This window comes from Pseudomonas sp. PGPPP1, from assembly GCF_002255865.1.
GTDB lineage: Bacteria > Pseudomonadota > Gammaproteobacteria > Pseudomonadales > Pseudomonadaceae > Aquipseudomonas > Aquipseudomonas cremoris.
The window spans coordinates 1-12029 of record NZ_NKIG01000055.1; the positions used below are offsets into that span (position 1 = coordinate 1).

The following is a 12029-nucleotide window of genomic DNA, read 5'->3' on the forward strand; positions in this document are numbered from 1 at the left end:
ACAAAGAGACCGTCACCGCTAACCTGCGTGCAAGTCGCCCTGGCATCCGCTTCAACCCGGAATATGCCGAAATGGGTCTGCGTAGCCAGGTTTCCGGCTCCATCGACCTGCCCCTCGAAGAACTGATTGATCGCAAGATCTACCGCTTCGTCGGCCACGCTGCCGCCTACGCCTACCTGGCCATGAAAGACGCCATCGCCGACTCCGGCCTGAGCGAAGATCAGGTGTCGAACATACGCACCGGCCTGATCGCAGGTTCCGGCGGCGCATCGACCCTGAACCAGATGGAAGCGTTGGACATCCTGCGCGAAAAAGGCGTGAAACGCGTTGGCCCGTACCGTGTAACGCGGACCATGGGCAGCACCGTTTCGGCCTGCCTGGCCACGCCATTTGCAATCAAGGGCGTGAACTACTCGATCTCCTCGGCTTGCGCCACCAGTGCCCACTGCATCGGTACTGCGGTTGAGCAGATCCAGCTGGGCAAGCAGGACATCGTCTTCGCCGGCGGCGGTGAAGAAGAGCATTGGAGCCAGTCGTTCCTGTTCGACGCCATGGGCGCGCTGTCTACCCAGTACAACGAAAGCCCGGAAAAGGCCTCCCGCGCCTACGACGCCAAGCGTGACGGTTTCGTCATCGCCGGCGGTGGCGGCATGGTGGTGGTCGAGGAGCTGGAGCACGCTCTGGCCCGTGGCGCCAAGATCTACGCGGAAATCGTTGGCTACGGCGCGACTTCCGACGGCTACGACATGGTTGCGCCAAGCGGTGAAGGCGCCATCCGCTGCATGCAGATGGCAATGTCCACCGTTGATACCCCAATCGACTACCTGAACACCCACGGCACTTCGACTCCGGTCGGCGACGCCAAGGAAATGGAAGGTGTGCGTGCGGTATTCGGCGATAAAGCCCCGGCCATCAGCTCCACCAAGAGCCTGTCGGGTCACTCCCTGGGCGCCGCTGGCGTTCACGAAGCGATCTACTGCCTGCTGATGATGGAAGGCAACTTCATCGCCGGCTCGGCCAACATCGATGAGCTGGACCCAGCAGTTGCTGACATGCCGATCCAGCTCAAGACCGTTGAAAACGCCAAGATCGACACCGTGATGAGCAATAGCTTCGGCTTCGGTGGCACCAACGCCACCCTGGTGCTGAAACGCTGGCAGGGTAAGTAAGACCTGTAGCTTGATTGCATGAAAAAGCCCCGACTGGTTCGGGGCTTTTTTATGGGCGGGTGGATTTGAGACCGAGCCGCCTTCATCGCAGGCAAGCCAGCTCCCACATTTGGAATGCATTCCCCTGTGGGAGCTGGCTTGCCTGCGATAGGGCCGCTTTGGTTCTGAGCCCTACACCGAAAACCGCGCCACCATGGTGTTCAACCCTACAGCCAACCGCGACAACTCCTGGCTCGCCGCACTGGTCTGGTTCGCCCCGGTAGACGTCTGGTGCGCCAGGTCGCGAATATTCATCAAGTTGCGATCCACCTCCCGCGCCACCGCCGCCTGCTGCTCCGACGCACTGGCAATCACCAAATTGCGCTCATTGATCAGGGTGAACGCCGACGCAATCGCCTCCAGTGCGGTACCCGCCGACTTGGCAATATCCAGCGTCGCGTGGGCCCGCGTATTGCTCTGCTGCATGGAACTGACCGCCTGATCGGTACCCTGCTGAATCCCGCTGATCATCAGCTCGATTTCCTGGGTCGACTGCTGCGTGCGATGAGCCAGTGCCCGCACTTCATCAGCCACCACCGCAAAACCGCGCCCGGCATCCCCAGCCCGCGCCGCCTCGATGGCAGCGTTCAGCGCCAACAGGTTGGTCTGTTCGGCAATCGAACGGATCACATCCAGCACTTTACTGATGCCATAAACCTTCTGCGCCAAGTCCTCGACCTGGTTCGCGTTGGCCGTCACATCCGAGGCCAGCGCTTCAATCGACACCACCGTCTGCTGCACCTGTTCACGCCCCTGCTGGGCGATACGGTCGGACTCACGGGAGGCTTGGGAGGTGGCCACGGCATTGCTAGCCACTTCTTCCACCGCCGCCGTCATCTGGTTGACCGCCGTAGCCGCCTGCTCGATTTCCTGATTCTGCTGATACAGGCCGCGTGTCGCATCCTCGGTCACGCAACTGAGTTCTTCAGAGGCGGAGGCAAGTTGGTTCGAAGACTCGGCAATCTGGCGGATAGTGCCCCGCAGGTTCTCCTGCATGCCCTTGAGCGCCTGCTGCAGGCGTGCTGGCTCATCCTTGCCAGTGACGCTGATCTCACCTGTCAAATCGCCACTGGCCACGCCCTGGGCGACTTTCAATGACTGAGCCAGCGGCAGCACGATGCTGCGCGTCAGCCACACGGCCAGGCCGATGGTGATCAGTGCCGTGAGCACGATCATGCCCACTACCCAACTGCGCGATTGGCTGAATACGCTCTGCGCCAGGCTGGCTGCTTGGTTGGCGTTGGCTTTATTGAGGTTGACCAGGTCGTGCAAGGTAACGGCCATCTCGTCGGCAAGCTGGTTCATCTCGCCGTTGACCACCTTGATCGCGTCGTCCAACTGATTGGCCTTGGAAAACCCCATGACCTGTTCCTGACGCTGCAGGTATTGCTGCTCCTGGACCTTGAACCGGTCGAACAGTGTGCGCTCCTCGGGCAGCACGATCAGCGCCTCATACAGGCTCTGTGCATGGTGCAGGCCACTTTTGAGGTCGCCGAGCTTCTGCTCATTCTGCGCCAGCGCCTGGGGATCGCGGTTGAGCAGAAGGCGCAACGTCAGCGCACGCACCCGCAGCAGGTCCTGGCTCATTTCCCCCACCGCCATCACGCTGGGCAGCCAGTTGTTCTCAACCTGGTCTGACTGCTGGCGCATATTCGCCATCTGCAGCAGGGCAAAACCGCCCAGGGCGAACACCATCAACGCCAGCACGCCAAACCCCAACCCAGCGCGAGGGGCGATGTTCAAACTTCTGATACTCATGCCTTGGCTCCTTCCAAATGCGCTGCATCCGATTGCAGCTGGCTCTTGAAAGGTATCGGCCCGTTGGCTTTTTTGCGTAAGACGAAAACGCGATATCAACGTGCGCAACAATCGCGCCGACATTGATTGCACAAAACACGGAACACCCCAGTGCCAGCATGCTCTATAACTGCATGACACTTCATCCTGCCACCTCGTGAGGTTTGCCATGCCTGTTACCGTCAATACCCTGAACCACGACAACTTTCGCCACAGCGTGAATATCAACAACCACGAGCTCTTCACCGACTTGCCCAAGAGCCTGGGCGGCGACGACTCGGCGCCCTCCCCCCATGATTACTTCGACGCGGCGCTGGCCTCCTGCAAGGCGCTGACCGTCAAGCTCTATGCCCAGAAGAAGGACATTCCTCTCACCGGCGTGACCGTGGAAGTCACTCACGACAGCACCGAGGAGCAAAAGGGCAAGTACAGGCTCAACGTCAAGCTGACCCTCAAGGGCGTGCTCACCGACGAACAACGCGATGAACTGCACCGCGTGGCAGATCGCTGCCCAGTACACAAGCTGATGACTACCGCCGAGGTCACCATCGAGACAAAACTCTCGGAAGGCGCCTTCAGCCAATAGCGCCAACCTCCCGTCGAGCGGGTTATGCTCAGCGGCATCCAACCCGCTCAGACAGGGATGCACCATGACCACCCTCACCGTGATCCGCCCTCGCCCCGAAGACGTCGAAGGCCAACCGATCCTGCGCCCACTGCCCTCGCGGGAATGTCGCAGCGTTGGGCCATTTGTGTTTTTCGACCACATGCTGCTCACCCGCTACGCGCCAGGCAGCGGCATGAATATTCGCCAGCACCCGCATATCGGGCTCTCGACCCTCACCTACCTGTTCGAAGGCACGCTGCAACACAAAGACAGCCTGGGCTCGGATCAGGTCGTACACGCCGGTGACGTCAGCTGGATGACCGCCGGCAGCGCGATAGCCCATGTCGAACGCACACCGGATGCCGTCAAGGCCGCAGGTTTCAGCCTGCACGGCCTGCAAGTGTGGCTGGCCTCGCCGAAAGATCACGAAACCGGGCCCGGCCATTACAGCCATCACCCGGCCGCAAGCCTGCCGATCAGTGACAACCTGGGCGTGCAGATCCGCTTGATTGCCGGCAATGGCTTCTGCCTCAAATCGCCTGTGCCCGTGCTATCGCCCACGCTGTACGCCGACGTACTCATGCAGACGGCCACGACCCTGCTGATCCCGGATGAACATGAGGAACGGGCGGTGTATGTGCTGGAAGGTGAAGCGCAGTTGGACGGAGAATCGCTGGAGGTGCACAGCCTGGTGGTATTGCCGGCGGATCAGGAGATGGCGCTGTTTGCCGAGACGGATTGCCACCTGGTGGTGTTTGGCGGGGCGCCGTTGGATGGGCCACGGCGGATCAATTGGAATTTCGTGGCGAGTGACCCTGCCATGATCGAGCGGGCACGGCAGCGCTGGGCGGCTGGGGATTGGCCGACGGTGCCGGGAGAGTCAGAGAGAATTGAGTTGCCGGTGAGATAGCATTCGCGAGCAAGCCCGCTCCCACATTCGAATGTATTCACACATCAAAATGTGGGAGCTGGCTTGCCTGCGATAGGGCCAGAACAGGTGCTGGAGACCTAGCCCCCGAACACTTCATCCAACAGATCATGCATCGACTTGAACGCCCGCTTGGCCGTCTTCGCGTCATACATCATCTTGCCCGGCACGTTCGCATGCGGGTCAGTAAAGGAATGCACCGCACCGCCGTAGCTCAGCAATTGCCAATCCACACCGGCCGCGTTCATTTCGTCTTCGAACGCCGGCAACTGGGCTTTCGGTACCAATGGGTCGGAAGCACCGTGCAGCACCAGCACCGAACCCTTGACGTTTTTCGCGCCTGCCGGGTTCTGGGTGTCGATCGTGCCGTGGAACGATACGGCCGCCTTCAATGGCGCACCGGTGCGCGCCAGCTCCAGCGAGCAGAAGCCGCCAAAGCAGAAACCAAAGGTCGCCAGCTTCGAGGTATCCACCTCGGCCTGGCCCTGCAGCTGTTCAAAGGCAGCCTGCAGGCGCTTGAGCAGCTCGGGGTTGTCATTCTTCAACGGCATCATCGCCGCACCGGCTTCATCGCCATTCGACGGACGCACGGCTTGCCCGTACAGGTCGGCGATCAGCACCACGTAGCCTTTACTGGCCACGCTCTTGGCGATTTCCTCGGCACCCGCACTCACACCCATCCAGTTCGGCGCCATCAGCAGGCCCGGCAATGCACCCTTGTGGCTGGCATCGAACGCCAGGCGGCTTTCATAGGACTGGCCATCAATCTGATAGACCACGGAACGCACAGTGACTTGGCTCATCATTTACTCCAGTTGAGGTGCTCTAGAACAAAAAAACCCGCCGAAGCGGGTTTTTCTACAACAGTGTCAGACTGACAGTTCAACCAACAGCTTGTTGAGACGGCGCACGTAGGCGGCCGGATCTTTCAGGCTGTCACCCGCGGCCAGGGCCGCTTGGTCGAAGAGGATGTGCGACAAGTCGCCGAACCGCTCTTCACTCTGTTCGCCATCGAGCTTCTCGATCAGCGGGTGAGCCGGGTTGAACTCGAAGATCGGCTTGGAATCCGGAACCTTCTGACCGCTGGCTTCAAGGATCTGACGCATTTGCATGCCCAGGTCCTGCTCGCCAATGGCCAGGATCGCCGGGGAATCGGTCAGGCGGTGCGATACACGCACTTCGCTGACAGCCTCGCCCAGGGACGCCTTGATCCGCTCAACCAGGCCTTCTTTGGACTTGGCGACTTCTTCGGCTTCTTTCTTCTCTTCTTCGGAGTCCAGGTTACCCAGGTCCAAGTCGCCACGGGCGACGTCGACGAAGGACTTGCCGTCGAATTCGTTGAGGTAGCTCATCAGCCACTCATCGATACGATCAGTCAGCAGCAGCACTTCGATGCCTTTCTTGCGGAAGACTTCCAGGTGCGGGCTGTTCTTGACCTGCGCGTAGGTTTCACCGGTCAGGTAGTAGATCTTGTCCTGACCTTCCTTGGCGCGTGCCAGGTATTCGGCCAGGGACACAACCTGCTCGCCGTCATCACCTTGAGTCGAGGCAAAACGCAGCAGGCCGGCGATTTTTTCCTTGTTGGCGAAATCTTCGGCTGGGCCTTCTTTCATGACCTGGCCGAAGTTTTTCCAGAAGCCCTTGTATTGCTCAGGCTCGTTCTTCGCCAGTTTTTCCAGCATGTCGAGGACGCGCTTGGTCAGCGCCGACTTCATGGAATCGATGATCGGGTCTTTTTGCAGAATTTCCCGCGACACGTTCAGCGACAGGTCGTTAGAGTCCACTACACCTTTGATGAAGCGCAGGTACAGCGGCAGGAACGACTCCGCCTGGTCCATCACGAACACACGCTGTACGTAGAGCTTGAGGCCTTTCGGCGCTTCACGCTGGTACAGGTCGAACGGAGCACGGGCAGGTACGTAGAGCAGCGAGCTGTATTCCAGCTTGCCTTCGACCTTGTTGTGGCTCCAGCTCAGCGGGTTCTCGTAGTCGTGCGCGATGTGCTTGTAGAACTCTTGGTATTCCTCGTCTTTCACTTCGGTACGAGGACGGGTCCACAAGGCGCTGGCACGGTTGACCACTTCCCATTCCTGGGCTGGGGCCTCTTCGCCTTCTGCAGCAGCCTGCTCTTTCGGCAACTCGATCGGCAGTGCGATGTGGTCGGAGTACTTCTTGATGATGTTGCGCAGGCGCCAACCATCAGCGAACTCGTCTTCACCGTCTTTGAGGTGCAGCACGATGCGAGTACCACGGTCAGCCTTTTCGATGGTGGCGATTTCAAATTCGCCCTCACCTTTGGAGGACCAGTGCACGCCTTCGCCGGCGGCGAGGCCAGCACGACGGCTGAATACTTCAACCTTGTCGGCAACGATAAAGGCCGAGTAGAAGCCCACGCCAAATTGGCCGATCAGGTGCGAATCTTTTTTCTGGTCGCCCGACAGATTCTTCATGAAATCAGCGGTGCCGGATTTGGCGATGGTACCCAAATGGGTAATCGCATCTTCACGGCTCATGCCGATACCGTTGTCTTCGAGAGTGACGGTCTTGGCGTCTTTGTCGAAGCTCACACGGATTTTCAGTTCGGCGCCACCTTCCAGCAATTCAGGCTTGGACAGGGCTTCGAAACGTAATTTGTCGACAGCGTCAGAGGCGTTCGAGATCAATTCGCGAAGGAAAATTTCCTTGTTGGAATACAGCGAATGGATCATGAGGTGCAGCAGTTGCTTCACCTCGGTCTGGAAGCCCAGGGTTTCCTTTTGAGTTTCCACACTCATGGTCATCAAACTCCAATTGGATGGCAGTGGCCGCTCCCTTGAGGGTTAGCGGCGGGTTGTCATCAAAGTTGGGGGCTAAGACTAGGATTTCAAGGGCGGCCTGATTCCTCGATCTTGAAATGCGCGCGGGCCGTGGCAATCGGCTCGGCCGAGGTGCTTTGCCAAGCGGTGATTGCCACATTGGCCACCCGTCGTCCCTGACGCCACACCTGGCATTTGGCGTAGGTGTCGCGAAACTGGCCGGCACGCAGGTAATCCAGGGAGAAGTCGATGATTTTAGGCAACCCCGGCGCGCCCGTGAACACCAGCAAATGCAGTGCAGCCGAGAGCTCCATGAAGCCGGCGATCACCCCGCCATGCAGCGCCGGCAATATAGGGTTACCAATATTGTCCTTGCTGGCCGGCAGGCGAAACAGCAATTCATCCCCCTGCCGCGTGCATTCGATGCCGATCAGTCTGGCGTAGGGGATCAAATCCAGCAGTGCGTCGTAATTGCCGCGCTCATGGGCCTGCTCCAAGCGGGTCTTGAATCGATGCGTCATGCCTGCTCTCCCTTGATCGTGCTACCCAATCCTTGCGTACCTTTGAGCCGCTTGCCCATGCGCATGAACGTGCCCACCACATGAGCGATGGGTTGTTGTGGGTCATCCTGATAGGCAAAGCCGCGAGTGAAAATCACGTCGGTGGTCACCCGATAGCATTGGGCAAAGCCATACACGGGCTTGTGCGGTTCGGCTGGGTGCATGTAGTCGATGCGCAGGTCGAGCGTTGGGCACACCTCGAATTCCGGCAGCACGCACAGGGTGGCCATGCCGCAGGCGGTGTCCATCAATGAGGTCAAAGCGCCACCATGAATGACGCCGGTATGGGGGTCGCCGACGAGATGCGCGGCATAGGGCATGATCAAGGTGATGCCCTCCTCGCTCGCGCCATGGGCGCAAATACCCAGCACCTGACAATGGCGCAAGGCCGACACAAAGCGCGTCGCGCGCTCTAACAAGGGATTTTCGGTCATTCGTTCCAGACTCTTATTAGTGTTGAACGGCAGAAAAGACGGTACCGGTGAAAGTTCCTTTGGGCCGGGGCTTTATATATCTGTGAAATATAAGGAACTAATGCTGAACCCTTATGCTCGAAAGGCCAGTAGATATCTTCAATAAGGAGAAACACCCCATGCGCAAGACTTTAGCTATTTCCATGATGCTCGCCGCTGCCCTCGGTCTCGCTGCCTGCGACAAAAAATCCGAAGACAAAGCCCAAGACGCCGCTGCACATTCCGAGCAAGCTCAGAAAGACATGGAGAAGGCTCAGGATAAAGTGAACGACGCTGCGAAAGAAAACGCCGATGCTGCCAAAGCTCAGGCTGAATCGAACGAAGCCGCCGCAAAAGAAGCAGCACCTGCTACCCCAGCTACCGGTTCTTGATACCGCGCGTTGAAATAGCTTCGCTGTAAAAAGAAAGCCCGCTTAGATAGCGGGCTTTACTTTGTCTGCTGTTTTTAGTCCCGACGTTAATGCACTGAATGGATTAAGCGGGCTCTTTGATGGGGTCCTGCGACGGCATATCGGTGGGCGTATAGACCATGACTTGCAGTACGTCGGAATGAAACTCCCGACGGTACAGCACCACCACTACCCCGCTGCTCATCAACATGAATAGCCAGGGGCTGACAAACCACGCCAGCATGGTCATGCCGAAGTAATAAGAACGCAGGCCAAAGTTGAACTGGTTGGCCGCCATGGATATCACCCGCGCCGCCCTCAGGGCAAACGCCTTGCGCTCCTGCTCCGACACGTGCCGCTCTCCAATCATCGGCGCAGAACCTACCAGCACCGCCGCAAAGTTGTACTGGCGCATACACCAACTGAACGTGAAGAACGCGTAGACAAACACCAGCGCCAGGCACAGCAGCTTGATTTCCGACATGCCTTGGGACGCCTGCTGCACCATCGGAATATCCGCGAGCAACGATACAGCCCTCTCGGAAGCGCCGAGCACGGTAAGAATGCCAGCAAGGATAATCAAGGTGCTGGAGGCGAAGAACGAGGCGTTGCGCTCCAGGTTGCCAATCACGCTGGCGTCGGCGATGCGGTTGTCCCGCATCAGCATGCGGCGCATCCAGTCTTCGCGATACAGGTGCAGCACACTGGCCAGGCAAGCAGTATCCCGGGCTTTCCAGGTGGCATAACGGGTGTAGCCGCCCCAGCACAGGGCAAACCAGAAGGCGGCAAGCAGGTGGATCTGGTTGGTTTCGACGAACGACATGCGGGTCCTTGTACAACGCAAGAATGACGAACGCGGTCAATGTGGGAGCTGGCTTGCCTGCGATGGCGTCTGCCCAATCACTTATGCGCTAACGGATATACCGTAATCGCGGGCAAGCCAGCTCCCACATTAACCGCGTTTCAATGATGGAATTGTTCAGCATGTTCGACGCTAGCCCAGGTAAAAAGACACTGCCAGCCACCCATAAAAAATGCCCCGTATCGATTGATACGGGGCATTTCGGTACAGCGTGAAACCCGTTTAAGCGATCGCTTCGCTGCGCTTGCCCAACATGCGGTCAATTACCACCGCCACTACCAGCACCATCACCGACGGCACCAGCCACGCAAGGCCTTGCTCGCTCAGCGGCAAGTTGGTCAATTGCGACGGCATCCAGCCCGCCAAGCCTGCGCCCTTGAGCGCATCAATGCTGCCAAAAATGAACGACACCAACATCACCGGCCCAACGATGCGGCCCTGCTCCTGCCAGAAGTCTTTGCAGAAGCTCAGGGCTACCAGCACGATGCACGGCGGGTAAATCGCCGTAAGCACCGGGATGGAGAACGCGATCAACTTGGTCAGGCCCAGGTTGGACACGAACAGCGAGAACAACGCCAGGATCACCACCAACGCCTTGTAGGACAGCGGCAGAATGCGGCTGAAGTACTCGGCGCAGGCACAGGTCAGGCCCACTGCAGTTACCAGGCATGCCAGGGAGATCAGCACGGCCAGGAAGCCGCTGCCCAGGGAACCGAAGGTGTGTTGCACGTAGGCGTGCAGTACCGCAGCGCCGTTGCTGGCACCGGCGGCAACCGCATGGCTGCCCGCACCCAAGCGGAACAGGCTGATGTACACCAGCGCCAGGCCCACACCGGCAATCAGGCCGGCGATGATCGCGTAGCGAGTGATCAGCTTCGGCGATTCAACGCCACGGGAGCGGATGGCGTTGACGATCACGATGCCGAATACCAGCGCGCCCAGGGTATCCATGGTCAGGTAACCATTGATAAAGCCTTGGGAGAACGGTGCAGCCACGTATTCAGGGGTAGCAACGCCCACTTCACCGGCTGGCAGGGCAAACGCGGCAATACCGAGTACGGCTAGAGCAATGATTTTCAACGGTGCGAGGAATCGGCCTACGGTGTCCAGCAGTCGACCTGGGTACAGTGACACGAAGAACACCACCAGGAAATACACCGAGCTGTAGAGGAACAGCGCCAGCGGGCTTTCGCCAGTCAACGGCGCCAAACCTACTTCAAAGGACACGGTCGCGGTACGCGGGGTGGCGAACAGCGGCCCTACCGCCAGATACGCCGCCGCCGCGAGCAGACCACCGGCGATCTTGCCGATCGGGCTGCTCAACGCGTCCATACCGCCACCGACCTTGGCCAGGGCGATCACGGTGACCACCGGCAAACCCACTGCGGTGATCAAGAAGCCCAGCGCTGCCATCCAGACATGAGGCCCGGACTGCAAACCAACGATAGGCGGGAAGATGATGTTGCCGGCGCCCACGAACAGGGCAAAGGTCATGAAACCCAACGCCAGGACATCCTGGCTTTTCAACACTTTCATTTCGGGAAATACCACACTACTGAATCGGAATTTAGAGAGGGATTCCCTGTGGATGAGGGAAATACTGCCAGCCCTTATGGGGGCCGGACCGGTCTAGCGCGGGGCTTCCTTTTGGGAGGCACACGCATAAAGAGGCGGCTAGGTTACAGAAATCGACTGACAAACGCACTGTTGCGGGGCGAACTGTCCGATAAGCGACATTCAAATGTCGCGTTTTCATACCTAATTTGGCAATACGGACAAACATGTGGGAGCGGGCTTGCTCGCGAAGGTGGTGGCTCAGTCAACTTATGCTTCGACTGACACACTGCATTCGCGAGCAAGCCGGCTCCCATATTTTGATCTTCACCAGGTCCGAAACGCACAAAGGCCACCCGAAGGTGGCCTTTGCTTGGTAAAGCGTCAGCTAAGCGCGAGGCTTACTTGACAGCCCAACCGGTCAGCTCGGACAAAGCCTTGCCGATGTCTGCCAGCGAACGCACGGTTTTAACGCCTGCGTCTTCCAGGGCAGCAAACTTCTCGTCTGCAGTACCCTTGCCGCCAGAGATGATTGCGCCAGCATGGCCCATGCGCTTGCCAGCAGGGGCAGTCACACCAGCGATGTAGGAAACAACTGGCTTGGTCACGTGTGCCTTGATGTAGGCAGCCGCTTCTTCTTCAGCCGAACCGCCGATCTCACCGATCATGACGATCGCTTCGGTCTTCGGGTCTTCCTGGAACAGCTTCAGGATGTCGATGAAGTTCGAGCCTGGGATCGGGTCACCGCCGATGCCGACGCAAGTCGACTGACCGAAACCGGCGTCAGTAGTTTGCTTGACAGCTTCGTAGGTCAGGGTGCCGGAACGGGAAACGATACCGACTTTACCTGGCAAGT

12 protein-coding genes are annotated in these 12029 nt (G+C 58.8%); 4 read left to right on the top strand and 8 right to left on the bottom strand.

All coding sequences use genetic code 11. From position 1 onward, the window contains the following. A partial coding sequence (gene fabB, locus CFE47_RS30385; protein ID WP_286842791.1) for a beta-ketoacyl-ACP synthase I occupies positions 1–1169 on the top strand: 1169 nt, incomplete at its 5' end. Between the two features lie 171 nt (positions 1170–1340). Here the strand turns inward: fabB and CFE47_RS30390 are convergent. Then, positions 1341–2966: a methyl-accepting chemotaxis protein gene (locus CFE47_RS30390; protein WP_286842792.1), complete on the bottom strand. Its 1626-nt coding sequence runs from the start codon at positions 2964–2966 to the stop codon at positions 1341–1343. Positions 2967–3174: 208 nt separating this feature from the next. Between CFE47_RS30390 and CFE47_RS30395 the strand changes: the two genes are divergently transcribed. Both CFE47_RS30395 and CFE47_RS30400 read left to right on the top strand, forming a co-directional pair. After that, entirely contained in the window at positions 3175–3591 is a 417-nt protein-coding gene (locus tag CFE47_RS30395; RefSeq protein ID WP_286842795.1) for an OsmC family protein, read from the top strand. A 64-nt stretch (positions 3592–3655) separates the two neighbouring features. Continuing rightward, a complete protein-coding gene (locus CFE47_RS30400) occupies positions 3656–4522 on the top strand; it encodes a pirin family protein (RefSeq protein WP_286842798.1) in 867 nt (288 codons plus the stop codon). A gap of 98 nt (positions 4523–4620) precedes the next feature. Here the strand turns inward: CFE47_RS30400 and CFE47_RS30405 are convergent, their stop codons facing one another. The 4 genes from CFE47_RS30405 to CFE47_RS30420 all read right to left on the bottom strand — a co-directional run bounded on the left by CFE47_RS30405 (position 4621) and on the right by CFE47_RS30420 (position 8329). After that, entirely contained in the window at positions 4621–5343 is a 723-nt protein-coding gene (locus tag CFE47_RS30405) for a dienelactone hydrolase family protein (RefSeq protein WP_286842800.1), read from the bottom strand. A 66-nt stretch (positions 5344–5409) separates the two neighbouring features. After that, on the bottom strand, positions 5410–7314 hold the full coding sequence (gene htpG, locus CFE47_RS30410) for a molecular chaperone HtpG (RefSeq protein ID WP_286842802.1): 1905 nt from the start codon (positions 7312–7314) through the stop codon (positions 5410–5412). 89 nt (positions 7315–7403) lie between these two features. Then, the gene (locus tag CFE47_RS30415; protein WP_286842804.1) at positions 7404–7856 is read right to left on the bottom strand and encodes a PaaI family thioesterase; all 453 of its coding nucleotides are present in this window, start codon (positions 7854–7856) and stop codon (positions 7404–7406) included. Next, positions 7853–8329, bottom strand: a complete 477-nt coding sequence (locus CFE47_RS30420; RefSeq protein WP_286842806.1) for a PaaI family thioesterase — start codon at positions 8327–8329, stop codon at positions 7853–7855. The genes CFE47_RS30415 and CFE47_RS30420 overlap by 4 nt, the downstream gene beginning before the upstream one ends. A 158-nt stretch (positions 8330–8487) precedes the next feature. Here CFE47_RS30420 and CFE47_RS30425 point away from each other — a divergent pair, with 158 nt between their 5' ends. Beyond that, positions 8488–8739 carry a hypothetical protein gene (locus CFE47_RS30425; protein WP_286842807.1) on the top strand — a complete coding sequence of 84 codons (252 nt, stop codon included), beginning with the start codon at positions 8488–8490 and terminating at the stop codon, positions 8737–8739. A 103-nt stretch (positions 8740–8842) separates the two neighbouring features. Here CFE47_RS30425 and CFE47_RS30430 read toward each other — a convergent pair whose 3' ends face one another. The 3 genes from CFE47_RS30430 to CFE47_RS30440 form a co-directional block, all read right to left on the bottom strand. Further along, a complete protein-coding gene (locus CFE47_RS30430; RefSeq protein WP_185708880.1) occupies positions 8843–9580 on the bottom strand; it encodes a DUF599 domain-containing protein in 738 nt (245 codons plus the stop codon). A gap of 261 nt (positions 9581–9841) precedes the next feature. Next, positions 9842–11155, bottom strand: coding sequence for a branched-chain amino acid transport system II carrier protein (gene brnQ, locus CFE47_RS30435; protein WP_286842809.1), 1314 nt, complete (start codon positions 11153–11155; stop codon positions 9842–9844). A gap of 419 nt (positions 11156–11574) precedes the next feature. Continuing rightward, positions 11575–12029: succinate--CoA ligase subunit alpha (locus CFE47_RS30440; protein ID WP_502695400.1), on the bottom strand; the 455-nt coding region annotated here is incomplete at its 5' end.

What these genes read in the sequence shown, in the direction of transcription:
- CFE47_RS30395 (WP_286842795.1), top strand. Translation starts at nt 3,175, where the DNA reads ATGCCTGTTACCGTCAATACCCTGAACCACGACAACTTTCGCCACAGC.
- CFE47_RS30430 (WP_185708880.1), bottom strand. Translation starts at nt 9,580, where the DNA reads ATGTCGTTCGTCGAAACCAACCAGATCCACCTGCTTGCCGCCTTCTGG.
- CFE47_RS30415 (WP_286842804.1), bottom strand. Translation starts at nt 7,856, where the DNA reads ATGACGCATCGATTCAAGACCCGCTTGGAGCAGGCCCATGAGCGCGGC.
- CFE47_RS30400 (WP_286842798.1), top strand. Translation starts at nt 3,656, where the DNA reads ATGACCACCCTCACCGTGATCCGCCCTCGCCCCGAAGACGTCGAAGGC.
- htpG (WP_286842802.1), bottom strand. Translation starts at nt 7,314, where the DNA reads ATGAGTGTGGAAACTCAAAAGGAAACCCTGGGCTTCCAGACCGAGGTG.
- CFE47_RS30420 (WP_286842806.1), bottom strand. Translation starts at nt 8,329, where the DNA reads ATGACCGAAAATCCCTTGTTAGAGCGCGCGACGCGCTTTGTGTCGGCC.
- CFE47_RS30390 (WP_286842792.1), bottom strand. Translation starts at nt 2,966, where the DNA reads ATGAGTATCAGAAGTTTGAACATCGCCCCTCGCGCTGGGTTGGGGTTT.
- CFE47_RS30405 (WP_286842800.1), bottom strand. Translation starts at nt 5,343, where the DNA reads ATGAGCCAAGTCACTGTGCGTTCCGTGGTCTATCAGATTGATGGCCAG.
- brnQ (WP_286842809.1), bottom strand. Translation starts at nt 11,155, where the DNA reads ATGAAAGTGTTGAAAAGCCAGGATGTCCTGGCGTTGGGTTTCATGACC.
- CFE47_RS30425 (WP_286842807.1), top strand. Translation starts at nt 8,488, where the DNA reads ATGCGCAAGACTTTAGCTATTTCCATGATGCTCGCCGCTGCCCTCGGT.